Source organism: Paenirhizobium daejeonense (genome assembly GCF_014280875.1).
Taxonomy (GTDB): domain Bacteria; phylum Pseudomonadota; class Alphaproteobacteria; order Rhizobiales; family Rhizobiaceae; genus Allorhizobium; species Allorhizobium daejeonense.
Map to the genome: position 1 here is coordinate 128,508 of NZ_JACLAL010000010.1, position 23,368 is coordinate 151,875.

Annotated in this window: 19 protein-coding genes; 10 read left to right on the forward strand and 9 right to left on the reverse strand. The window is 61.9% G+C overall.

The genetic code is table 11. From position 1 onward, the window contains the following. The first annotated feature begins 161 nt into the window (after positions 1 to 161). Complete coding sequence (locus H4I99_RS21385; protein WP_163901730.1) at positions 162 to 1,856, forward strand: SGNH/GDSL hydrolase family protein; 1,695 nt, start codon at positions 162 to 164, stop codon at positions 1,854 to 1,856. 87 nt (positions 1,857 to 1,943) lie between these two features. Here H4I99_RS21385 and H4I99_RS21390 read toward each other — a convergent pair whose 3' ends face one another. After that, positions 1,944 to 2,888, reverse strand: a complete 945-nt coding sequence (locus H4I99_RS21390) for a sugar-binding transcriptional regulator (protein ID WP_163901732.1) — start codon at positions 2,886 to 2,888, stop codon at positions 1,944 to 1,946. A gap of 189 nt (positions 2,889 to 3,077) precedes the next feature. On the opposite strand from H4I99_RS21390, the gene H4I99_RS21395 reads away from it, so the two are divergent. The 9 genes from H4I99_RS21395 (at position 3,078) to H4I99_RS21435 (ending at position 12,369) form a co-directional block, all read left to right on the forward strand. Continuing rightward, positions 3,078 to 3,797 carry an HAD family hydrolase gene (locus tag H4I99_RS21395; protein WP_163901734.1) on the forward strand — a complete coding sequence of 240 codons (720 nt, stop codon included), beginning with the start codon at positions 3,078 to 3,080 and terminating at the stop codon, positions 3,795 to 3,797. A 135-nt stretch (positions 3,798 to 3,932) separates the two neighbouring features. Then, on the forward strand, positions 3,933 to 5,567 hold the full coding sequence (locus H4I99_RS21400; protein ID WP_163901736.1) for an ABC transporter substrate-binding protein: 1,635 nt from the start codon (positions 3,933 to 3,935) through the stop codon (positions 5,565 to 5,567). Between the two features lie 88 nt (positions 5,568 to 5,655). After that, positions 5,656 to 6,687 carry an ABC transporter ATP-binding protein gene (locus H4I99_RS21405; RefSeq protein WP_425314399.1) on the forward strand — a complete coding sequence of 344 codons (1,032 nt, stop codon included), beginning with the start codon at positions 5,656 to 5,658 and terminating at the stop codon, positions 6,685 to 6,687. Then, a complete protein-coding gene (locus H4I99_RS21410) occupies positions 6,688 to 7,674 on the forward strand; it encodes an ABC transporter ATP-binding protein (protein ID WP_163901738.1) in 987 nt (328 codons plus the stop codon). A gap of 16 nt (positions 7,675 to 7,690) precedes the next feature. Further along, complete coding sequence (locus tag H4I99_RS21415) at positions 7,691 to 8,617, forward strand: ABC transporter permease (RefSeq protein ID WP_163901740.1); 927 nt, start codon at positions 7,691 to 7,693, stop codon at positions 8,615 to 8,617. 61 nt (positions 8,618 to 8,678) lie between these two features. Then, the gene (locus H4I99_RS21420; protein ID WP_244625225.1) at positions 8,679 to 9,512 is read left to right on the forward strand and encodes an ABC transporter permease; all 834 of its coding nucleotides are present in this window, start codon (positions 8,679 to 8,681) and stop codon (positions 9,510 to 9,512) included. 33 nt (positions 9,513 to 9,545) lie between these two features. Further along, a complete protein-coding gene (locus H4I99_RS21425; protein WP_163901744.1) occupies positions 9,546 to 10,292 on the forward strand; it encodes a glycerophosphodiester phosphodiesterase family protein in 747 nt (248 codons plus the stop codon). Between the two features lie 28 nt (positions 10,293 to 10,320). Continuing rightward, complete coding sequence (locus H4I99_RS21430) at positions 10,321 to 11,235, forward strand: TIM barrel protein (RefSeq protein WP_163901746.1); 915 nt, start codon at positions 10,321 to 10,323, stop codon at positions 11,233 to 11,235. Positions 11,236 to 11,382: 147 nt separating this feature from the next. After that, positions 11,383 to 12,369 carry a substrate-binding domain-containing protein gene (locus H4I99_RS21435; protein ID WP_163901748.1) on the forward strand — a complete coding sequence of 329 codons (987 nt, stop codon included), beginning with the start codon at positions 11,383 to 11,385 and terminating at the stop codon, positions 12,367 to 12,369. Between the two features lie 80 nt (positions 12,370 to 12,449). Here H4I99_RS21435 and H4I99_RS21440 read toward each other — a convergent pair whose 3' ends face one another. From H4I99_RS21440 to H4I99_RS21475, 8 genes are all read right to left on the reverse strand, one after another. Continuing rightward, positions 12,450 to 13,715 carry an ABC transporter substrate-binding protein gene (locus tag H4I99_RS21440; RefSeq protein WP_163901750.1) on the reverse strand — a complete coding sequence of 422 codons (1,266 nt, stop codon included), beginning with the start codon at positions 13,713 to 13,715 and terminating at the stop codon, positions 12,450 to 12,452. A gap of 24 nt (positions 13,716 to 13,739) precedes the next feature. Beyond that, on the reverse strand, positions 13,740 to 14,573 hold the full coding sequence (locus H4I99_RS21445) for a carbohydrate ABC transporter permease (protein ID WP_425314403.1): 834 nt from the start codon (positions 14,571 to 14,573) through the stop codon (positions 13,740 to 13,742). Continuing rightward, a complete protein-coding gene (locus H4I99_RS21450) occupies positions 14,573 to 15,484 on the reverse strand; it encodes a carbohydrate ABC transporter permease (RefSeq protein ID WP_425314404.1) in 912 nt (303 codons plus the stop codon). Before H4I99_RS21450 ends, H4I99_RS21445 begins: the two co-directional genes overlap by 1 nt. Positions 15,485 to 15,500: 16 nt before the next feature. Then, positions 15,501 to 16,670 carry an ABC transporter ATP-binding protein gene (locus H4I99_RS21455; RefSeq protein ID WP_163901756.1) on the reverse strand — a complete coding sequence of 390 codons (1,170 nt, stop codon included), beginning with the start codon at positions 16,668 to 16,670 and terminating at the stop codon, positions 15,501 to 15,503. After that, on the reverse strand, positions 16,667 to 17,503 hold the full coding sequence (locus tag H4I99_RS21460) for a metallophosphoesterase family protein (protein WP_163901758.1): 837 nt from the start codon (positions 17,501 to 17,503) through the stop codon (positions 16,667 to 16,669). Before H4I99_RS21460 ends, H4I99_RS21455 begins: the two co-directional genes overlap by 4 nt. A 174-nt stretch (positions 17,504 to 17,677) precedes the next feature. Continuing rightward, positions 17,678 to 19,480: an NAD(P)/FAD-dependent oxidoreductase gene (locus H4I99_RS21465; protein WP_163901760.1), complete on the reverse strand. Its 1,803-nt coding sequence runs from the start codon at positions 19,478 to 19,480 to the stop codon at positions 17,678 to 17,680. 127 nt (positions 19,481 to 19,607) lie between these two features. Then, positions 19,608 to 20,681 carry a 2,3-butanediol dehydrogenase gene (locus H4I99_RS21470; protein WP_163901762.1) on the reverse strand — a complete coding sequence of 358 codons (1,074 nt, stop codon included), beginning with the start codon at positions 20,679 to 20,681 and terminating at the stop codon, positions 19,608 to 19,610. Positions 20,682 to 20,851: 170 nt separating this feature from the next. After that, positions 20,852 to 22,738, reverse strand: a complete 1,887-nt coding sequence (locus tag H4I99_RS21475) for a sigma-54-dependent Fis family transcriptional regulator (protein WP_163901764.1) — start codon at positions 22,736 to 22,738, stop codon at positions 20,852 to 20,854. Positions 22,739 to 23,368 lie beyond the last annotated feature (630 nt).

Sequence of the window (23,368 nt, forward strand, 5' to 3'; positions counted from 1 at the left end):
AGGAGAAGCCGATGCGAAATCGACGGTCAGAGATGGGCTTCGCGTCCCCCTCATCAAGAAGCGCATTAGGCTTTGAGGCAGTTCTTCAGGAAAGGAATTGCCATGAACCAAAACCCTCGCTGTTGCCCACCCGTCGCGCCGTCCTCAGCGGAGGTGCGGCCATGATCGGTATCGGAATTGCACTGACGGGTCAGGCTCTTGCCGGCGGGCGGCCGTTCATTCATCTGTCGGGACAGGTGATCGATGACGATAGGGCCGCGGGCTCTCTGGTCGGCGTGATCTCCGTGGAAAATACCGCGTCCGTTTCATGGAGCTTCACTCTCGAAGATAACGCGGATGGGATGTTTGCCCTTTCCGGCAACAGTCTCGTCACCGGTATCAACCCGCTGAACCATGGGACGGCCCCCTCGCCGAAGATCATGCTGACGGCCACCGATGGCGAACGCAGCATACGCCAGCCATTTTCCATCAACGTCCGCCGCCCTCTTCCAACGCTGCCCCTGGCGGCGGGCGCGAAGGTGGTGGGACTCGGCCATTCCTTCATCCAGCGTGGCGGCTGGGCCACCGTTGCGGGCGGATCCCCGAAAGATCTGGCGGCCAGCATCGTGCGCGGCGTTCTTCCGTGGATCAGATTGCGTGACAATCGCTTCAACCTCGATGTCTGGCATGACGTGAACAACAATCTGGGCAACGACAACTATATCAGCGGCGCCTTTCAGGGGCGCGGCGGCGACCACATTGTCGCGGAAGGAAGTGCCCCCGGGACAATCACGCGGACGCCCTATGTCGCGGCACTGCGGCCCGGCATCGTCTATCTCGATATCGGCACGAACGATATTTCGAGCGGTGCCGGCATGGACTCGCCCCGTAAGCTGATCGAGCGCCTGGACAGACAACTTAACCTGCTGCGCAACGAAGGCATCTGGACCGTTATCCAGACCATCACGGACAGGGGTGTCTGGGAGGAAGGATCGGAAAAGGCTGTGATGGTCGCGGGGGTCAACGCATGGATCAAGGCGCAGGCAGCGCGCGAAGGAGTGCGGGTCTGCGATCTCACCGGCTCGGGTTTCAACTATCCTGGTTTTGACGACACCCTGTTCGGCGGCGATGCTATCCATCCCAACCCAAAGGGCGCGGAGCGCATGTCCGGCATTCTTCTGCCGATCCTGCAATCCATGGTAAGCACCGGCGAACATATGGACCTCTCGGAGCCATCAGTGCTTTCCGCCTTGAACCTCTGGAGCGACGCGGCCTTCGCATCCACGACCGCTGCCACCGGCACCGGCACCTCCGGCACGCGCGTCAGCTCACTTGCGATCACGCGCGCCAGCGGCGACAGCACGGCTACATGCTCGGTCGAGACCACCGGAAGTTACAAGACGCAGGTGGTAACCATCACGCCGAGTGGCACGCTTTCAGGCAATCGCCATGAGGAATGGCGGGTCGCCAAGAGCGCCGCATTGACGCTCTCGACGACTGGTATCATACCGGGAACCGACTGGCTGGAATCGGGGATCCATGTGGAACTCAACCCGTGGGATGGCTGGCTTTCCATCTATTGGCAGATGGAATTCTACAATGCCGCGAATGCTCAGGCCTTCATTGCCCGTGGCGGCTTGCAGAATGCGGACTATACGACACAGGATCTGCCGCTTGCGGCCGATGGCTTTTCCGGCTGGCTCAAGATTCCACCTTTCCTGATACCGGTCGGGATCGATGCCACAACCCTGCGCATCGCGACCCGCCCGCTTGTCGTCAACATCAACCGGCGGGTTTCGGGGCAAGGTGTCATCAAGGTCTCGAAGCCGTTTCTGCGCAAGTGCGCTGACCCGAGGCCAGCATGGAACGCTGTGTAGTAGACCACCATGACGCCCGACGAATGCGGGAAGCGGGCAGTTCTCCGGCCAATCCGGCACAGCACTGCCCGCAATTTGGCACCGGCCCTATCGGCTCCCTTCTGAAAGGAGCCAGCGGGCACTGTCGGCGTCCGTAACGACGACTGTTGCCAAGCCCGCCTTGAGCGTCGCACCGAGGATCGCATGCTTATGCGGTCCACCGGCGGCGATAATACGGGTGGGGATACCTCGATACGCGTCGAGATCGGGAGAGATCACCTGTAGGTTCAGCGGATGGTCTATCGGCCGCCCATCCCTGTCGAGATAACGCCCGAGCAAATCTCCCACGGCCCCAGCGGCAACTAGTTCCCCGATATCGACATGCTGCGGCAGGCCATAGCGAACCTGAAGGGACTGGCCGGTGACATCACCGACGCTCAGAAAGGAAAGCTCGACACTCGATCCGTCCCGAAGAAATTCCCGAAACACCGGCTGCGCCATGATCACATCATGAGCCTCCTCGCTGCCCGCATAGATCGGCGCCGCGAAGTAATGGCATTTGGCGTTCAGCACCTTGGCCAGGCTTCTGACGATTTCGAAGGTATTGATCTCCGATCCACGGGTCAGGCCGCCCATCAGCGAGCGTATCCGCATTTGCGGCTCGCTCGTACCCGTCATCTGCTGGACGGTCTCGTGCAGCGTCGCCCCCCAGCCGACACCGATCGAAGCAGGTCTGCGCACCTGAATGAAACGATCGAGGAACGCCGCCGATGCCCGCCCTATGACCGCATGCATATGGGAGAGATCTTCCGGCGTCGGGGCCACGACCGCGTCCTGCAGTCCGTAGCGCGCGCATAGGCGCGCTTCCAGCTCGACATTTTCCGCCAATGGCGAGCTGAAGCTGACACGAACCACGCCCTTCTCCAGAGCCGCTGCCAACAGCTCGTTGACCCGCCGGCGCGTGAGATTCATGCGCTCGCCAATCTGCGCCTGGGTCAGCCCCTCCACATGGTAGAGCCACGAGGCCCGCACCATCAGTTCCTGATTTTCCAAAACAACCTCCGCTCAAATGTCACACTGACGTAACATATGTAACCTAGAGACGCCGCATAGACGATCGCGGGTCCAGGCGCAATGTCCCGGAAACTCCCGTAATCGGCAACCACATGGCGGCGACGAGGCAGATTTTACCGATCCTGCGTCTCCGCCCCGGCAAAGCCGGACAGGACGGGCATTGGAATAGTGACAGCAGATCTCATCATCTTCGATTGCGACGGCGTATTGATCGACAGCGAGCCGCTGGCCAGCCGGGTATTCTGGCAGGCTCTGCGCAACGCCGGCTCGGACATTTCCCATGCCGACGTCCACCACCGTTTCACTGGCTACTCCGAGACGGACGCGAAACGCATCTGCGCCGAGGAACTCGGCATTGAGGATGTCGAAAGCGTCTTTGCCGAAGCCTCGGCCAATCTTTACCCCGAGTTCGCCCACGCGCTGACCCCGATGCCCGGCATCGTCCCTGTCGTGCGCGCCCTGCGTCAACCGAAATGCGTCGCCTCCAACAGCACGGTGGAGCGGCTGAAGAACAGTCTTGGCCTATTCGATCTCTGGAACGAGTTCTCGCCGAACGTCTTCAGCGCCGAGATGGTCGAAAGACCGAAGCCTGCGCCGGATCTCTTTCTTCTCTGCGCCGAGCGGTTCGGCGTCGAACCTTCGCGCTGCCTTGTCATCGACGATAGCGCCCACGGCATTACGGGTGCGGCCGCCGCCGGCATGAGGGCTATCGGCTTCGTCGATCCCACCGATCCGCGGGAGGGACGTCACGAAGTGCTCGCTGGCGCTGGAGCAATCTGCGTCGTCACCGGCGCCGATGAACTTTCAAAAGCTTTCGACACGGTCCTGTCCACGCCAGCGCGCCATTCCCTTGGACGCGATGTCGCGGATCTCGCCGTGGACGCCTGATCGCTGCCCGTCGCGGCCTCCGCGACGGGCAATATCATCAAAAATTCATGGGTCCATTAACAGACGGACATCCGGAAGACGCAAGAACACTGCTTCCGCTTTCCATGCCGTCCTCTTGCGAAAAGGAGTATTCCGATGCTTCCCATCACACGACGTAACGCGCTCGGACTTATGGGCGCGACCGCCGGCAGCCTGATCCTGCCACGCTCGGTTTCCAGCCAGGGCAAGCGCCCTTCGGTGACCATCGCTGTACAGAAGATCACCAACAACAATACCCTCGACGTCTGGAACGAACAGTCCAACGTCGGCGAGCGCATTTTCTTCCCGAACTTTTGGGAAGGTCTGATCCTGCGTGACTGGATGGGCAACCAGGGTCCAGTTCCCGGCCTCGCCACAGAATGGCGCCGCATCGACGACAAGACCCTCGAACTCAAGCTGCGGCAGGGCGTGAAATTCCACAACGGCGACGAACTGACGGCGGACGACGTCGTCTTCTCCTTCTCCAAGGAGCGCGTGTTCGGCAATACCGAGCCGAAGGGCGGCAAGACGATCTTCGAATCCGACAACAAGCCAACCACCGTCAAGGAACTGCCGGCAATCGTTCCCGGCATCGGCCGTCGCCTGTGGCCGGCACTCGCCGGCGTCGAAGCCGTCGACAAGTATACCGTCCGCTTCCACAACGCGACGCCTGATGTGACGCTGGAAGGCCGCCTCTATTCCGGCGGCAGTCAGATCGCCAACCGCCGCGCCTGGGATGAAGCCGCAAGCTATACCGACTGGGCACGCAAGCCGATCACCACCGGCCCCTACATGGTCGGCGAATACAAGCCGGACGTCTCGCTGACCCTTGTCGCCTTCGATGAATACTGGGGTGGCCGCCCGCCGCTCGAGGAAATCCGTTTCGTCGAGGTTCCGGAAGTCGCCTCGCGCGTCAACGGCCTGCTTTCCGGCCAGTACGACTTCGCCTGCGATCTGCCGCCGGACCAGATTGCAACGGTACAGACAGCACCCGGCTTCGAAGTGCAGAGCTCGACCATCTGGAACCACCGCATTTCGGTGTTCAACACAGAGAACGAAATCCTCGCCAACCCGCTGGTCCGTCGCGCCATGACCCATTCGATCGACCGTCAGGCGATCGTCGAGGCCCTCTGGGGTGGCCTGACCGTCGTTCCCGCCGGTCTGCAGTTTGAATCCTTCAAGGCCACCGACATGTTCATCGATGGCTGGGCCGCACCGGAATTCAATCCGGAGCTCGCCCGGAAGCTCCTCAAGGAAGCCAACTACAAGGGCGACCCAATCCCTTACCGCCTTCTCAACAACTACTACACCAACCAGACCGCCAATGCGCAGATCATGGTCGAGATGTGGAAGCAGGTCGGCCTCAACGTCGAAATCGAGATGAAGGAAAACTGGGCGCAAATCCACGATCCGCAGGGCGTCAAGGGTGTGCGCGACTGGTCGGCATCCAACACCATCAACGACCCGATCACCCCGATGGTGGTGCAGTTCGGCCCGAACGGCGAAATGCAACAGAAGAAGGACTGGTCGAACGCCGAGGTCAACGAACTTTCTGTCGTTATGGAAACCTCGACGGACCGCGCGCTGCGCAAGAAGGCCATCGCCCGCATGCTGGAAATCGCCGAACGCGAAGACCCAGCCTATCAGGTCCTGCACCAGAACGCGGTTTTCACCGGCATGAAGTCCTCGCTGAAGTGGAAGGCCGCGCCGGCCTTCGCCATGGACTTCCGCTCCAACAACTGGACCATGTGATCGGTCCGATGCGATCCGGCGGCCACGCGTCGCCGGATCTCTTTTCCTGCAATGGCCGCGGCAAGCGCCCGGTTGCAACGCATCGGCCATGAAGCCCACATCCCTGAAGAAGGTGATCGCCATGAACACCCATCTCGTGGAAATTCGCGACCTGAAAGTCGCCTTTGACGGCGTGCAGGTCCTGCACGGCATAAACCTCGATGTGAAACCCGGCGAAGCTCTCGGCCTTGTCGGTGAATCCGGTTGCGGAAAGTCCGTCACCTGGCTTGCGGCGCTTGGACTTCTGCCCGGCAAGGCCACTGTAAGCGGATCGGTCCGCGTCGACGGAAAGGAACTCTGCGGCGGCCCGCGATCCGCGCTGGAAGCCGTTCGCGGCGGCAAGATTGCAATGATCTTCCAGGACCCGTCGAGCTCGCTCAATCCCGTGCTCCGGATCGGCCGGCAGATCACGGAAGCGCTTGCCCTTCATCGCGGTCTGCGAGGCGAGGCGGCCAAGGCTGAAGCCCTGAGATTGCTCGATATGGTCGGCATTCCCGATGCCCGCCGTCGCTTCGACCTCTATCCTCATGAATTTTCCGGCGGCCAGTGTCAGCGGTTGATGATCGCCATGGCGCTTGCCGGCGAGCCCGACCTCCTGATCGCCGACGAACCCACGACCGCGCTCGACGCGACGATCCAGGCGCAGATCCTTGATCTCCTCATCCAGCTCCGCGCCGAGACCGGCATGGCGACTGTTTTCATCAGCCACGACCTCGGCGCCGTCAGCCAGGTCTGCGAGCGCGTCTGCGTCATGTATGCCGGCCGCATCGTCGAAGAAGGCGGCATTGCCCAGCTCTTCGGCGAACCTCGCCATCCCTATACCCGCGGCCTGTTCGACGCGATCCCGCGCCTCGATGGACCGCGCGAAAGACTGATCCCCATTCCCGGTACAGTGCCGAACCCGAAGCATCTTCCGACCGGTTGCGCCTTTTCCCCACGCTGCGCCCACGCCGAAGACGATTGCCACGCCCTGCTGCCCGCGCTGGAGACGATGAACGACGGCCGACTGCTCGCCTGCCTCAACCCCGTTCCCGTCAAGACGATCAGACGCGTCGAGACGAAGATACTGGAGAGCGTCTAAGTGTCAGAACCTCTCATCAAGGCCGAAGAACTCGTCCGCATCTACCAGATCCGCCACGGCCTGCTGGGCAGACCCACACCTGTCCGCGCTGTCGATGGCGTGTCCCTCACCGTCCAGCCCGGAGAGACGCTTGGCATCGTCGGCGAATCCGGCTCCGGCAAGTCGACGCTCGGGCGCATGCTGCTCGGTATCGACCCCGCCCAGAGCGGCAGAGTGACCTTCGAAGGACAATCCATGCCCACCTTCGGCACGCCGCAATGGCGAGCGCTGCGCGCCCGCATGCAACTCGTCTACCAGGACCCGCTGGCGGCCCTCGACCGCCGCCTGACCATCGCGGCCCAGATCGGTGAACCGCTCGATATCCACGGCCTGATTGAGAAGAACGAACGTCCGGCACGCGTCGAGGAACTGATGGCTGCCGTTGGCCTGCGCCACGATCAGGCCGACCGCTATCCCCACGAACTCTCCGGCGGACAGCGCCAGCGCGCCGTCATTGCCCGGGCGCTCGCAACCCGCCCGAAACTCATCGTCTGCGATGAACCGGTCTCGGCGCTCGACGTCTCCATCCAGGCGCAGGTCGTCAACATGCTGCGCGATCTGCAGGAGAAAAACGATATCGCCATGGTGTTCATCAGCCATGACCTCAAGGTCGTGCGCAACATCGCCGACCGTGTCGCCGTCATGTATCTCGGCCGGATCGTCGAGGAAGCCTCGTCGGACGTGATCTTCCATTCGCCCCGCCATCCCTACACGAAGGCGCTGGTTTCAAGCGTACCCGTTCCGGGAAAACCGTTGACCGGCCGCATGATCCTGCAAGGGGAACCGCCGAACCCGACCAATCGTCCGGCAGGCTGCGCCTTCCACCCGCGCTGTCCGTTTGCCGGCGATATCTGCCGCAGTTCGGTTCCGGCTCTGCGCGAACTCGGCAACGGCCGCACCGCCGCCTGTCACATGATCGACGACGGCGACGCCTCGATGGCCGCCTGAAGAAGAGAGGGAAATCATGATCCGTTTCGTTCTCACGCGATTGTTCAGGGCACTCATCACCATTCTCGCAGTGGTTACCTTCGCCTTCATCGTCCTGCGCATGTCCGGCGACCCGGCACAGGTCATGCTCGGCCCTGACGTGCCGCAGGAATCGATCGATGCCTTCCGCGCCGCCTGGGGCCTCGATCGGCCCCTGTGGATCCAGTACCTCGCCTATATCAAGGAGATCTTCACCGGCGATTTCGGCGTCTCGATGCGCGACAAGGCATCCGCCCTGCAACTCGTCATCGAACGCGTGCCGGCCACGCTGCAGCTAACCATTCCGGCCCTGCTGCTGAAGCTCGCCATCGGCATTCCCGCTGGCGTCTATGCCGCGCTTCACCGCCAGAGCACCATCGACCGTGGCGTGATCCTTGCGGCGATCTTCGGCTTCACCATCCCCTCCTTCGTCATGGGCCTGCTGCTCGTGCTGATCTTCTCGGTCATCCTGGGTGTGCTTCCGTCCGGCGGGCAGGACACATGGATGCACGGCATCCTTCCCACCCTGACCATGAGCATCGGCGGCATCGGCATCCTGGCCCGCTTCTCACGCAGCGCCATGATCGAGGTGATGGGCCAACCCTATATCCGCACGGCCTCCGCCAAGGGGCTGAAATGGCCTGACGTCGTCTGGCGTCATGCCTTGCCGAATGCAGCCGTCCCGATCGTCACCATCGTCGGCTTCATGGTCGGCTCGCTGATCGCCGGCGCCGTCGTGGTCGAGTCGATCTTCTCATGGCCCGGCATCGGCCGCCTGCTGGTGGTCTCGGTCACCAATCGCGACCTCGCGGTCGTGCAGTGCATCCTGCTGATCGTCGCCGCCGCCATGGTGCTCTCCAATCTCGTTGTCGATCTGCTTTACGGCTGGCTCGACCCCAGGCTTCGCAGCCAGACAGCCCATTGAACAGGATGAAGCCATGACCTCCATCGAGATCTCTCACGCTCATCCAGCCCCGCGGGGAACCATGCGCCTGATCCGCATGCTTCGCCGCAATGTGCCTCTATCCGTCGGACTGGGTATCTTCTGGCTTGCGGCAATGGTGTTCGTCGCCTTCTTCGCCGATAGCATCCGACCCTACGGCATCACCGCCATGGACCTCAGAAGCCGTCTCGCTTTGCCCGGCCATCCCGGCCACCTGCTCGGCACCGACGAACTCGGCCGCGACGTCCTTTCGCGTCTCATCCAGTCGATCCGCGTCTCGCTCGTCATTGCCTTCGGCGCGACGATCATTTCCGCCGTCTTCGGCACCACGCTCGGTTTTCTCGCGGCAAAGTTCCGCGGCACCGTCGAGCATCTGGTACTGGTTCTCGCCGACTTCCAGGCAGCGCTTCCCTTCCTCATCATGTCGCTCGCCGTGCTTGCCTTCTTCGGCTCGTCGATGACGCTGCTCGTCTGCCTGATGGGTTTCTACGGATGGGAACGTTATGCCCGCATTGCCCGCGGCCTTGCGATCTCGGCAAGCGCACAGGGCTATGCCGCCGCGGTGGTGCAGCTTGGCGCAACCCCGCTCCGCGTCTACATGCGTCACATCCTGCCGAACGTCGCCTCGACCCTCATCGTCTCGATGACGCTCACCTTTCCCGAGATCATCCTCATGGAAAGCGGCCTTTCCTTCCTTGGGCTCGGCGTCCAGCCACCTGAAACCAGCCTCGGCAACATGGTCGGCTTCGGCCGCGAATATCTCACCCGCGCACCATGGATCATGCTCGCGCCCGCCCTCGTCATCATGCTGACGACGCTCTCCATTTCGCTCGTCGGCGACTGGCTGCGGGACAAGCTCGACCCCACCGTGCGCTGAATGTCTTCAAACTCCACCGATCAGGACAGACCCATGACAAAGATCACCGGCCATCGCGGCGCTCGCAACCTATGGCCCGAAAACGGCCTCACCGGCTTCCGCAACGTGCTTGCGCTCGGCGTTGACGCCATAGAATTCGACGTTCACCTGACGGATGCCGGAGAGCTGATCGTCATCCACGATGCAACACTCGACCGCACCACCGAAGGCACCGGCCCGGTTCGCACGCTTTCGCCTGAGACCCGCAAGACGACGAAGCTGAAAGGCTCGGACGATACGATCCCGACCCTTGCCGACGTGCTTGCCGTTCTCGCCCCCTCGGGCAAGGACCTGCATATCGAGATCAAGATCGATGAGAACGGTAAACCCTATCACGGCATCGTCGAAAAGGTTGTCGAGGAAGCTACCCGTTTCGGCGTCACGGAACGCTCGCACCTCACCTCCTTCGACACCTCGATCCTCGAAGGCTGCCGTAAAGCCGCGCCGCAGGTCGCCCGGCTCGTTTCTGTGAACAAGGACTGGGCTGACCGGCAGGGCGGACTTGCCGCATTCCTCGACAAGGTCGAGAGCCTTGTCGATATCGTCGCCATCCATCACGAGCTGATGCAGGCCGAATGGGACCTCATCACAGCCCGGCTGCCGCTGGACCGTCTCTGCGTGTGGACGCTCAACGAGGAAACGCTGATCCGGCCCTGGCTGGAACGCGGCATCGGTCACCTGACCTCCGACAGCCCCGATCTTGCGCTCCGCCTTCGCGCTGAGACCACCGAACACGCATGACTTTCCTCATACCTCTCGGGAGATAACCATGAGCAATATCATTGGAACCGGCTTCAACGTCGGCTCGAAAGACGGCGAATTCGCCAGCCTCGAACAGGATCTGCGCGCACTTGCCGAAATCGGCGTCGACACGGTCGAACTCGGCATCACGAGTGTCGACCTGATCGCCGGCGGTCGCATCATCAAGGAACGGGCCGAACGCCTCATCGCGCTCACCAGCCAGTTCGACTTCCGCTATACGGTGCACGGCCTCGTATCCTCGAACTTCATGGATCCGGTGAGCTGCCGCTACCAGCTCGACGCCGCCAAGGCATTGGTCGAGATCTGCGACCGGGTCGGTGCACGCATCCTCGTCCAGCACGGCGGTTGCCTGCGCGCCGACCAGATTGCCGAACGCGCCGGAGCCGATATGCGGGAGCGCGAAGCGCTGCTCGAACTCGCCGAGTTCTGCAAGCCGTATGGCGTGAAGATCGCGCTGGAGAACATCTTCACCACCGAGCCCGGCCAGTATCGCCAGACACCGGCCGAGGTCGCGGCAACCGTAAAGGCCCTGAACCATCCGAACATTGTCGCGCTGATCGACTTCAGCCACGCCTACATCGAATCGACCTATCGCGGTCTCGACTTCCGCGACCAGCTCCGTGCCATGGCGCCCGTCGCCGGTCACCTGCATGTCCATGATTCCTTCGGCCGTCCCCAGGGCTTTTATCAGGGCTACCATCCGCAGGAAAACACCGCGATGGGCATCGGCGACCTGCACATGCCGCTCGGCTGGGGCGACATCGACTGGGACGACATCTTCAGCGAGCTGGAATTCCTGCCCGGCACCGTGCTGATGATGGAAATAGGCGCCCGCTACCGTGCCGAACAGCCGGAAAGCCTTGAACGAGCCCGCAATCTCATCGCGCTGAACAGTCGCAAGACTGCTGCCGCCGCCGAGTGAAAAGACTGGCTGTCGCCGGAGCCATCAACGGGCGGCAGCCGCTCCCTTTGTGACAACCTTCAAACCAATGTCACAACGACCCGTTATCGGATCATCGCCAGGCAGGTCCGTCCGGACCGAAGGACCCGAAACCGCGCCGAGGGCCAAATGTCGACGCTTCAGGACATCGCATCCAAAGCCGGCTGCTCGACAGCCACCGTCAGCCGGGTCCTCAACCGCAGCGGTCCGGTGAGTGAAGGCATGGTGCGGCGCGTGCGCAAGGCAGCCTCCGACCTCGGCTATCGCCGGACGGAACGCCCCGCCCCGATGATCCGGCGCAGATCCGCCATCGGTGTGTTGATCCCGAGCATCACCAATCCTGTCTTTGCCGCTTCGCTGCTCGGCATCCAGAACCGCATGCGCGTTTCCGGGATCGGCGTACTGATCGCACAATCGGACTACGACCCGGCGCGCGAGGCGGAAGCCATCGAATATCTCCTTTCCGAGAAGCCGACAGGCCTGATCCTTACGGTGTGCAACCCGCTGAAGAGCGAACTGTCCCTGCCCTTTGCCATGCCGCCAACCGTGCTGCTCAACAACCTGCCAACACCACGCTTTCCTGCGGCAGTGACGACCGACAACCGGCTCGCCGGGCAGGAAATCACAGAATACCTGATCGAACATGGCCATCGGCGGATCCTTTTCGTCTCCGGCCATTTCGACGCGTCCGACCGGGCAAAGCTGCGCTATGACGGCCATTGCGAGGCCATGGCGGCCGCAGGCCTGCCTGTGCTCGATGCGCTGCAGATCCCCTTCGTCACGGGACACGACGAACTCGATCTTGCCGAACCGCTGAAGCGCCAGCGTCCCACGGCAATCATCGCTTCCAACGATCTCCTGGCGCTTGGCGTCATCGGCGCGGTCAGACGTGAAGGCCTTTCCGTCCCCGGCGACATGTCCGTCGTCGGCTTCGATGGCATCGCCATCGGCCGCCTGATCGATCCGCCGCTCACGACGGTGGAAATGCCCGATACCAGCATGGGCGCAACCGCCGCTTCCTTGCTGCTCGACATCGCCGAAAACGCCGCAACCCCGCGTCACTTGATGATCGGTTACAAGCTGCATGCCGGCGGCACCGTGCGCCGACTGGGCTGACGCTTTCATCTTCATCCTGCATCGACGAAAGCGCCGCCCCTTCGGGCGGCGCTTCTTGGTTCCTCGTCAAATGATATGCCTCAGCTGCGCGGCAGCAGGCTTTCGACTTCGGCAGCCGCATCATCGAGAGCTTCCTTCGGCGAAGCCGTCTGCTCGACCACGCGCGACAGGTTCTCGACGATGGTCTGGGTGACCTTCACGCCGTTGGAGCCCGGGAAGGCATACCACGGGATCATGCGCGGCATCTGCGAGAGGCCGGCGACGAAGAGCGGGTTTTCCTTGTAGAAATTGCCGAGATATTCAGGCGAAGCGGCGGCGAGTTCGTTGTTCGGCACGTAACCGGTGCCCGGCACGACAACCGAGGCGCCGAACGGACCGGCGGCGAACTTGATGAACTTCCAGGCAGCATCCTGCTTGGCGGCGTCGCGGGTCAGCATGACGGCAGCGTTACCGCCTGTCGGCAGCTTGCCGTTTACCGGATCGATCAGCGGGATCTGGGCGGTGCGCAGATCGAACTTGTCGCCTACGTTCTTGATGGTGTTGCGCAGCGCGCCGGTGGTCTGGAAGGCAAAGCCGACCTTGCCGGCAACGAAGGCCTGCTCTCCGGCCTGCTTGGTGAAGACCGGCAGACCGCCTTCCTTGACCATGCGGTCGAGCAGTTCGATGGCCTTCTGACCTTCCGGACCGTTGAAGGCGACTGCGCTTTCATTGTCGTTCAGCATCTTGCCGCCGGCACCGAACAGCAGTGCGGAGAACATCCAGTCGTCGCCCTGCCAGCGGAAGTCGATGCCTTCGTTGCCGTCGCCGAGCGCCTTGACCTTGGAGGAAAGCGCGATCACTTCGTCCCAGGTCTTCGGCGGGACATCCGGGTTGCCGCCGGCTTTGCGAACGAGATCGGCATTGTAATACATGATCGGGTTGGAGGTCGCGAAGGCGAGACCGACCTGCTTGCCCTTGACCTGGGCGAGCTTCAGGATGTTGTCCGAGAAGCCCTGCTCGGCCATGTTGCCGTCCTTGGCGATGAACGGAGCGAGATCGACCGGGATATCCCGCTCGTTGACCATGCGCAGGCGGTTGAGGCCGATGAAGGTGATATCCGGCATCTCAGCCGTGCCGGCCTGACGCATGATGGTCTGGATGCCTTCCTCATAGGTCGCGGAAGGATTGGCGAAGGTGATCTTGATATCCGGATTTTCTTCCATGAACTTCTTCGAGATCGTGTCCATCACGTCCTTGAAGAAGCCGGGCATCGGATAGTGAACATTGAGCGTCGTTTCGGCATGGGCCGGAACGATCGTCGCCAGCGTCACGGCCGCCGCGGCAATCGCCTTTTTGAAGAGAGTCATCGCTGTGCTCCTGGGTTGGACCGATCAGCCTTTCAGACCGGTCATGGTGATGCCCTCGACGAACCGCTTCTGCGCGAACAGGAAAGCGAGGACGAGGGGAAGAGTGATGATGAGAGTCGCGGCCATCAGCGCGCCGTAGTCGTCGCCGGCTTCCGCGGCGCGGAAATAGAGAAGTCCGAGCGGCGGAGTCGCATAGGCCTGGTTGGTGACGACGATCAAAGGCCAGAACAGGTCGTTCCAGTGGGCCACCACCGAGAAGATCGAGAATGCCGTGATCGCTGGCCACGCATTCGGCACGATGACCCGCATCACAATGCCGGTTTCCGACATGCCGTCCAGCCGCGCCGCATGGATCAGGTCATCGGGAATGCCCCGGAAGAACTGCAGGAAGAGGAAGATGGCGAAGACCGAGATCGAAAACGGTGCGACGAGCGCAAAGTAGCTGTTCAGCGCCGACATCTTGTCGAAGGCGACATACAGCGGCAGCGCAGTCGCATGGATCGGCACCAGCAGGCCGAGCATGACCAGCGCCATCATCAGCCGTGCCGCCCGGAAGGAAAGCTTGGCCATGGCATATGCGCAGGGGATGGCGACCACGACCTGCACGATCAGGATCAGGCCGCAGACGACCACGCCGTTGAGAAGCAGGCTGCCCATCGACACGCGGCTGAGAGCCTTGGAAAAGTTCTCCACATAGAACCAGGTTTGCGGGATCAGCGAGAGCGACGACGAGAAGATATCGCTCTGCGCCTTGCCAGCCGTGGAGATCATGAAAATGTAGGGCGCGAGGAAGACGATCGCCCCGATCGTCAGAACCGAAAGCCGCAGGATGCGACCGGGGGAAAGAGTGTCATTCATCATGCGTAGTGCACCTTCCGGTCCATGACGCGGTACTGGAGAAACATCAGCGACACGAGGATCGCGAGGAAGATCACCGTCATGGCCGAGGCATAGCCGACCCGGAGAAAGACGAAGCCCTCCTGATAGATGGTGAAGAGCAGGACCTCCGAAGCCTTGTTCGGGCCGCCTTCGGTCAGCGTCTTGACCGTCTCGAACACCTTGACCGCGTTGATGATGCTGATCGTGGTGACGAAGAGCGTGGTCGGCCCGAGCATGGGCCAGGTCACGAGGCTGAACCGGGAGAAGGCCGAGCGTGCGCCATCGATCTCCGCCGCCTGATAGAGTTCTCGCGGGATCGCGGAGAGACCGGCCAGGAACAGCACCATGTTGAAACCGGTCGACTGCCAGATGCCGATGATCGCGAGGCTGGTCAGCACCGTGCTGGATGCGCCGAGCCAGTTCGGACCGGTGACGCCCACCAGATCGAGAAGAGCGTTGATCGGGCCGATGGTCGGATGGAAGAGATATTGCCAGACGGTCGCCATGGCGACGAGCAGCGAGGCGACCGGCAGGAAGTAGGCGGTGCGGAAGAACCCCTTGCCCCAACCTTCCGCCTCGATCAGAAGCGCGATACCAAGGCCAAGCGCCATGGACGCAGGCGCGACGATGGCCGCATAGACCGTGGTGTTCCAAAGGGACCTACGGAAGGTCCGGTCGCCGATCAGGTCGGCATAATTCTCGAAGCCGACGAAACGGAAGCTGCCGTAGCCGAGTTCGAAATCGGTGAAGCCGAGAAAGATCACGGCAATCGTCGGCAGGATGATGAAGAGCAGCATCAATACGAGTGCCGGCGCGGACAGAAGAAGCGCAATACGCGCCTCCCGGCGCTGCGCAACCTTTGCCGGCGAATGAGCCGAACCCGCCTGCATCCCGTCGAAAGCAAGGCTAGCCATGAAGCGCCTCCGCCCGATGTTCCGCGTTCGAGGCGACGTCCGCCGACAGTCTTGCGCCGTGTTCGTCAAAGACCATCAACGCTTCGGGAGCCATCTTCAGGTCGACGCGTTGGCCGGCAGACAGGCCGATGGCCTCGGCGGGCGATATCTTCGCGACGACGATGGTTTCCATCGCCGCCAGCCGCGTAAACACCACGACTTCCGAGCCGAGGAATTCCAGCCGCTCTACGCTCGCCGGCAGGCCGCCTTCGCCGCTTGCCGCCAGCCGGACGAACTCCGGGCGGAAAGCGACGGAAACCGCAGCGCCCGCAACGAGATAGCTGCGTGTGGCAAGCCTGATGTCGCCGGCCTGCACCAGACCGCTGTCATCGCCCCGGGTCGGGATTACGTTGATGCGCGGCTGACCCAGAAAGCGGGCGACCTCGATATGGGCGGGATTGTCATAAATGTTGCGCGGCGTATCGAGTTGCAGCAACCGGCCGCCGATCATCACCGCCACGCGGTCCGCCATGGAAAGCGCTTCCGACTGGTCGTGGGTAACATAGAGCGTCGGCACGCCGGCCTTGCGATGCAGTTCGACGATTTCGCCACGGGCATGAACGCGCAGGTTGGCGTCCAGATTGGAAAGTGGCTCGTCCATCAGGAAGACATTGGGATGGCGCACCATGGCGCGGGCCAGCGCCACACGCTGACGCTGACCGCCGGACATCTGCCCGGGCTTGCGGTCGAGCAGGTGGTCGATCTTGAGGGACGTCGCCATCTCGTTGACCTGACGCTGGATATCGGCGCGGATCTGGCGCTGGCTGCCAATCATCCCGCCGATCAGCGGCAGGCGGCCGGCCGTGCTCAAGCGACGCATGGCAAGCGGCACGGCGATATTCTGCGCGGCGGTCAGGTGCGGATAAAGCGCGTAGGACTGGAAGACCATGGCGACGTTGCGGTCGCCGGCTGCCTTGTGCGCCACATCGGTACCGCCGATGACGATCTCGCCCCGGTCGGCATGGTCGAGACCGGCGACGATACGCAGAAGGGTGCTCTTGCCACAGCCCGACGGTCCGACCAGCGCAATGAACTCGCCGGGCTCGGCTTCGAGGCTGACACCCTTCAGGATGCTGTTACCGCCATAGGATTTTTCGATGTCGCGAAGGCTGAAGGCGCTCATTGGGCCGCCTCCACCGGAATTGCCGTGGCAGCGCGCGGATAGACCTCCTCGATGACATCATCGAGAATATAGGCCGTCGTCCCTTCAACGGCGAAGACCTCGCTCGTCACCTCATCGCCGAGGTGATGCACCACGCCGCCGACAAGACGCTCGCCCGGCATTTCGCGTTCCATCTTGTCGAGAATGAAGGAGGTTGGCGGCGCCCAGACGAGTTTGGTGTCGTTCAGCCTGCCCTGCCATGTCCAGTGCAGATGACCGCTGGCGTAGAGCGCCACGTCATGCGCCGCAAGAAGATCAATCAGATGCCGGCGTTCTGCCGGCGTTGCCCCCCAGTATCCCGTATCGCCTTCGGAGGGATCGTCGACGAACAGCGGCTTGTGGGCAAACATCGCCACACGGCGACCGTCGCGGGTCTCAAGCTGCTCCGCAAGCCAGTCGAGCTGCATCGCCTCCTCGGCATGGCCGGAGCCGACCAGCAGGCTGTTGATCCCGATCAGCCGCCACTCGCCCACATCCTTGGCAAAACGGTCAGGACCGGCAAGACGCCGCCAGCGGGCAAGGCGCTCGTCATTGATCGGTTGGTGAGAGCCGGGCATATGGCCGACATCGTGATTGCCGGGCACGATCAGCACGGGCACGTCGAGTTCGTCGAGCAGCGCCATCGAGAAGACGATGTCGTCTTCCTTGTCGGCGCCGTCGATGGTGAGATCGCCGGTATGCACGACGAGATCGGGTTTCACCGCCTCGATCCAGCGGCGGACCGGCTCCCAGTTGCCGTTGAAGTACGGCTTGGACGGACTGAAATGCGTATCGCTGATCTGGACGATTTTCATGGGGTAGCACCTTGAAACACTGGAGGCGGGACGTTGTCCTCGCTATGTCCGATGTGTTTAGGTGCTGTCCGTGTCAGCCGCTTAACGGCGCTTTTCAGCCTTCTTCCAATTCCGTCATGAAACCGTCAGAAAACGATACCGCGCCGGTGTCTCTCGCCGGCGCGGTATTCCTGATCATGACAGGTGATGACGCTCCTGCAGGCCGTAGACCGGGGTATCGATACCCACCTGGCGGGCCTTCAACTGCAGCGAGAGATACTGGGAATAGTGCCGCGACTGGTGCAGGTTGCCGCCGTGGAACCACAGTGCCTCCTGCTGCGTCGGCTTCCACATGTTGCGCTGCTCGCCTTCCCACGGACCGGGATCCTTGGGCGTGTCGGAACCGACACCCCAGCATTTCCCGACCTTGTCAGCCACTTCGCGGGAAATGAGATCCGCGGCCCAGCCGTTCATCGAGCCGTAGCCGGTCGCATAGACAACGAGATCGGCCGGCAGCACCGTGCCGTCCTTCAGCACCACGGCATCTTCCGTCAGTCGCTCGACATCCGAGCCGGACTTGAGCTTGATCGAGCCATCGATCACCAGATCGCAGGCCCCGACATCGATGTAATAGCCGGAACCGCGCCGCAGATACTTCATGAACAGGCCGGAACCGTCAGCGCCCCAGTCCAGCATGAAGCCGGCCTTTTCCAGCGCAGCATAGAAGTCCGCATCCTTCTCCCGCATCCGGTTGTACAGTGGGATCTGGAATTCATGCATGATGCGATAGGGCAGCGAGGCAAAGATCAGGTCCGCCTTGCGCGTCGTCATCCCGGCAGCCACCGCCCTTTCCGAATAGAGATCGCCAAGACCGATTTCCATCAGCGATTCCGACCGGACGATATGGGTGGAGGAACGCTGCACCATGGTGACGTCGGCCCCCGCCTCCCAGAGGGCTGCGCAAATATCGTGGGCCGAATTGTTCGAGCCGATCACCACGACCTTCTTTCCCTCATAGGCATCCGGTCCCGGATGCTGGGAGGAATGCTGCTGCTCACCCTTGAAGATATCCTGTCCGGGAACCTTCGGAACGTTGGGCTTGCCCGACATGCCGGTTGCCAGCACCAGCTGCTTCGGCCGCAGAACGACCTCCTCGCCGTTGCGGTCGACGACCACGGTCCACTCGCCGGTGGCCTCATCGAACGCGGCAGACTTGCAGGTAGTCGAGCCCCAGTAATTGAGCTCCATCACCTTGGTGTACATTTCCAGCCAGTCGCCGACCTTGTCCTTGGGCGTGAAGACCGGCCAGTTTTCCGGGAAGGGAATATAGGGCAGGTGGTCGTACCAGACGGGGTCATGCAGGCACAGCGACTTGTAGCGCTTGCGCCAGCTGTCGCCCGGCCGCTCGTTCTTCTCGATGATGATGGTCGGCACGCCAAGCTGGCGAAGGCGCGCGCCAAGCGCGATGCCGCCCTGCCCGCCGCCGATGATCACGACATAAGGCTGGGTAGTGTAGCCAAGCTCGGCGGCCTCCTGCTCGCGCTTTTCCTTCCAGCTCTTGCGACCCTTGTCATGGCCATGTTCGGCGCCCATCGGGCGTCGGATGCCCTTCGGCTCCTCATGGCCCTTCAGCTCGCTCATGGTGGTAAGAAGCGTCCAGATCAGGCCGTTCTTCAGGCGGATCTGGCCGTAGCCGCGCGCGGTACCGGTTTCGAATTCGAACCAGCCCTGGGTCACGCCGTCGTCTTCGCTTGCAGGCTCCTTCGCATCCTGCACGAAGTTTTCCGGCCGGACCGACGAAAGCTGGCTCTGCAGCATATCGCGGATCTGTTCCCGGCCTTCCAGTGTCTTGAGGTTCCATGTGAAGGTAACGAGGTCGCGCCAATGGCAATCCGCCTGGAACAGATTGACCGCGGCCTCGATATCACCCTGTTCAAGGGCTCGGCCGAGTTTGGCGAGAACGGCATCGATTTTGGTATTGGGGCTTCCGTCAAGCATGTCATCTCCTCCATGGTTGCTTGAAACTGCCTGATGCGATGCCGCCTGCCTCAGCGGGCGACATCTCAAGGGATCGCCGCAATCGCCGGCCGGGCTCCTCTTCCCGGCAGGCGACGCGGAAGACACCTTATTTCGAAAGATCGATCAGGATCTTCAGATGCGTGCCGGCCGGGTCGAGAAGGGCGTCAAAGCCTTCCTTGACCGCGGTATCCAGCGTGATGCGCTTCGTCACGACCTTCTTCGCCGGCAGCAGGCCGGAGGCGATGAGGCGAATGACGCGAGGCCAATAATGGGTCGGATAGGCCCAGGAACCCTTCACTTCCAGATCGCGGAAGGTCACCTGGAACCAGTCGATCGGGTTTTCATGCGGATGCAGGCCGGTCTGCACCACCACGCCCTGCTTGCGCACGGCATCGACACAGGCCTTGAGAGCATGCTCATTGCCGACACATTCGATAGCAACGTCACACCCGACATTGCCTTCGGTCAGCGAACGGACGACGTCGCCCACATTGTCACGCTTGGGATTGATGGTGATGACGTCGGGCAGGATGCCCTTGGCATATTCGAGACGGGCGTCGTTGAGGTCCGAAACGAAGAGCTGGGCGGCGCCGGCTGCGCGCGCGGCAAGCAGCGTCAGCATGCCGATCGGGCCAGCGCCGGTGACGAGAACGCTGTTGCCGGCCGTGACACCACCACGATCGCAGGCATAGACGGCAACCGCCGTCGGCTCGACCAGCGCGGCTTCCTCGTCGGTCATCTCGTCCGGGATTCTCTGGACGTTATATTCGTTGACGATCGCGGCTTCGGCCATGCCGCCGCCATCCCAGCTAAGGCCAACCAGAGCAAGCTCTGTGCTGAGGTGGAAAAGCCCGCGGTCAGCGAAGTAGTCGCCCGAACGCGGCATCACCAGCGGCTGGATGGAAACACGGTCGCCAACCTTGACCGAGGTGACACCCTCGCCGATCGCCTCGACCACACCCCCGAATTCATGGCCGAGAACCTGCGGGCCATGCGCGCCGGTGAACGGATGCGGTTCGGTCGGAATGAAGATCGGGCCATAGCTGTATTCGTGAAGGTCAGTGCCACAGATGCCGACGAAGCGGTTGCGCACAAGAACCTGCCCCTTGCCCGGGTTCTTCGGTTCCGGAATGTCGTCGATACGCAGATCCTTGGCTGCGTGGAAACGGAGGGCTCGCATGTTTACTCCCTTTTCTGCTTTTGTAATGCAGACTAGGCAGCAAGGTGCGTGCCATGGTGGACCGACACCCGGAAAAGCCGCTGTTTCCTGAATTTTCATCCGGCAAGCCAATGCTTTTCCGCCGGGAGATGCGACAAGTGTGGCGCCACAGGTGCGGCACCATGCTCACCTCAATGAAGCTTGCCGATATTGAAACGCCGCATCTGCCGATGAAGCGTGGTGCGGTCGATCCCGAGACGACGGGCCGCCTCCGAAACGTTACCGTCACAGGCGGAGAGAACGGCGCGAAGCTCGGCCTCACGCGCGTTGACCGGCTCCGGCAAAGGTGTTCTGCCGAGATGCTCCGGAAGATCGGAGACCTCGATCAGGCCTTCCTCGCAGAGAGCACCGGCAAAGGCGAGCGCATTGTCCAGTTCGCGGATATTCCCCGGCCAATCATAACCGAGCACCACGCAGCGCGCGGCATCGGAAAGACGCAAGGGCCTACCGGCGGCCCCATGCTTTTCCAGGAGGCGGTCGAGCAGCCATGGAAAGTCCTCGCGATCACGAAGCGATGGCAAGACCATCATCGCCGCGTTAAGACGGTAGTAGAGATCTCCCCGAAAAAGTCCTTTCTCCACCAGACCGGCAAGCGAGCGGTGAGAGGCGGAAACAACGCGGAAATCCACCTTGCGCGGCACAGAGCCGCCGACCGGTAGCACCTCCCCTTCGGCCAGCACGCGCAACAGCCGGCTCTGGGCGGTCGGAGACATATCACCGATTTCGTCAAGAAAGAGCGTGCCTCCATCGGCTTCCTCAATCAGTCCTTTGCGGCCCTTGGTCAGGGCTCCGGTGAACGCGCCCGGAAGATAGCCGAACAACTCGCTTTCCACCAACTGGTCTGGAATGGCAGCGCAATTAATGGCCACGAACCGACCCTTCAGCCCGCTCGCATCATGGATGATGCGCGCGAGAAACTCCTTGCCGGTTCCCGTCTCGCCTTGAATGAGGATCGGCAGCGACGTACGCCCGAGCCGGATGACCTTGCGACGCAGCGCATCCATTTCCGGCGTATCGCCTCCCAGCCGGCCGACGGCAGGAACGGCGGATCGTTCCGAAGACACCGGAACGCCCTTCGTCTTCTGCTGCGGCTCGATCGCATGGGCATAGAGTATGCTGCCATCGCGGATCGCGATCCGCCTATCCTGCGGCAGCCGACTGCGGGTGAGCGCAGCGAGTTCATTGACATCGGCATCGAAAAAGCGGGACACCGGTTGGCCGATGATGTCCTGCGGACGACGCCAGTCCAGACCGCAGGAAGTCGCGAGAATCCGCGCGCCTCCATGCGTCATGCCGCTGATCCGGCCGGAGCCATCAAGAGTGATGGCGGCTTCCGGATCCACATCAAGAAACTCAGGTGCCGCTGCAAAGCGCAGGACCAGATCGTTGCGGCTGTGCGCCATCAGATTGGCGAGTTCGATCCGGCGCACCGTCGAGGAAACAAAATGGCGAGCGATATTCTGGCTCGTCTTCAGGATCGGCGAACTCAGGAGCGAAATATCCAGAACCGCTGCCAGCGAACCATGCATGTCATAGATCGGCGCCGCCGTGCAGGAGAGCGGCGTGTGCGTCATATCGAAATGATCGGTCTGGTGGATCGTCAACGCCTCGCCGGTCGCAATGCAGGCGCCCACAGCACAGGTTCCAGCCCTTGGCTCAGACCATTCCGAACCGAGAAAGAGCCCGGCCTTACGCAGGTTGTTGTTGAAGGACGGATCACCGAGGAACTCGACCGTGACGCCCTGCCGGTCGGATAGCAGCAGCACGTAGTTCTGCTCGGCAACCTGATGATAGAGCCGTTCCAGCCCGGAACGCGCAATGCGGACGAGATCCTCCGATTGCTGCCGGTGCTCACGCAGAAGGGTCTCAGAAACGATGACCGCCTCGCGGGCGCGGGAAGGATCAAGCTGGTAATCCTCAAGGCAACGCCGCCAGGACTCCACGACGAGATCGTCACGCCCGGTCCGTGCGCCCTGACTGACGCTTTCGATTTCCCTGACATGGTCAGCAAACGACATCGAACAATGCCGCGGTCCGTCGAAAGAGAGACCGCCCTCCGTTTCCCAATGTTCGAGTATGCCAATCAAGAAAGTAGAATGTAAAGGCGTTAACGCGCCAAGAAGGCTCACGCTGGACGAAAGCGCGACCGCGACGGCGTTGGGAGCAGGCGCAAACGCGCGAAGGCCCGCGCTTGGGGTTTCTGTGGTAAATCTCTATCGCTGCCCGGACTTGACGTATGGACCAAGAAGTTCAGGCGGGATGGTTTGTTAGCCGTTGGGAGGCCGGTCAAAATTTGTTTGAGGCTTTTTCTGACGAGTTTGATGTAGAGAGGAGATTTGGATTTATTATGTGGAATTTGGTTGCGGGGGCATGACTGCACGGAGACTTGTAAATTCTCCGCCTCAATCCGCCCTTACGGCAACAAATTGCGCTTCGCGTCAGAAGCCTTTCTTGCCTACTCATTTTTGGAGTATCTCGTTTGGGGCCGTGTTCGGACCGTCCGGTTCTGGGGATCAGCGAGCAGTAAGCTGCCGTTCTGCGTCTGACCACAATTCGGACGTTGGCGGTTCGCTACCTTAGTGACCGCTTCTGGCCCAAGCGGACTCTGGTCGCCACCCTTGTACAGTACCGGAACAGAATTTCGTTCA

Bases quoted from the DNA above. Each gene is read 5' to 3' on its own strand.
- H4I99_RS21385 (WP_163901730.1), top strand. From the start codon at position 162: ATGATCGGTATCGGAATTGCACTGACGGGTCAGGCTCTTGCCGGCGGG.
- H4I99_RS21400 (WP_163901736.1), top strand. From the start codon at position 3,933: ATGCTTCCCATCACACGACGTAACGCGCTCGGACTTATGGGCGCGACC.
- H4I99_RS21405 (WP_425314399.1), top strand. From the start codon at position 5,656: ATGAAGCCCACATCCCTGAAGAAGGTGATCGCCATGAACACCCATCTC.
- H4I99_RS21415 (WP_163901740.1), top strand. From the start codon at position 7,691: ATGATCCGTTTCGTTCTCACGCGATTGTTCAGGGCACTCATCACCATT.
- H4I99_RS21420 (WP_244625225.1), top strand. From the start codon at position 8,679: ATGCGCCTGATCCGCATGCTTCGCCGCAATGTGCCTCTATCCGTCGGA.
- H4I99_RS21425 (WP_163901744.1), top strand. From the start codon at position 9,546: ATGACAAAGATCACCGGCCATCGCGGCGCTCGCAACCTATGGCCCGAA.
- H4I99_RS21430 (WP_163901746.1), top strand. From the start codon at position 10,321: ATGAGCAATATCATTGGAACCGGCTTCAACGTCGGCTCGAAAGACGGC.
- H4I99_RS21435 (WP_163901748.1), top strand. From the start codon at position 11,383: ATGTCGACGCTTCAGGACATCGCATCCAAAGCCGGCTGCTCGACAGCC.
- H4I99_RS21440 (WP_163901750.1), bottom strand. From the start codon at position 13,715: ATGACTCTCTTCAAAAAGGCGATTGCCGCGGCGGCCGTGACGCTGGCG.
- H4I99_RS21445 (WP_425314403.1), bottom strand. From the start codon at position 14,573: ATGAATGACACTCTTTCCCCCGGTCGCATCCTGCGGCTTTCGGTTCTG.
- H4I99_RS21450 (WP_425314404.1), bottom strand. From the start codon at position 15,484: ATGCAGGCGGGTTCGGCTCATTCGCCGGCAAAGGTTGCGCAGCGCCGG.
- H4I99_RS21455 (WP_163901756.1), bottom strand. From the start codon at position 16,670: ATGAGCGCCTTCAGCCTTCGCGACATCGAAAAATCCTATGGCGGTAAC.
- H4I99_RS21460 (WP_163901758.1), bottom strand. From the start codon at position 17,503: ATGAAAATCGTCCAGATCAGCGATACGCATTTCAGTCCGTCCAAGCCG.
- H4I99_RS21465 (WP_163901760.1), bottom strand. From the start codon at position 19,480: ATGCTTGACGGAAGCCCCAATACCAAAATCGATGCCGTTCTCGCCAAA.
- H4I99_RS21470 (WP_163901762.1), bottom strand. From the start codon at position 20,681: ATGCGAGCCCTCCGTTTCCACGCAGCCAAGGATCTGCGTATCGACGAC.
- H4I99_RS21475 (WP_163901764.1), bottom strand. From the start codon at position 22,738: ATGTCGTTTGCTGACCATGTCAGGGAAATCGAAAGCGTCAGTCAGGGC.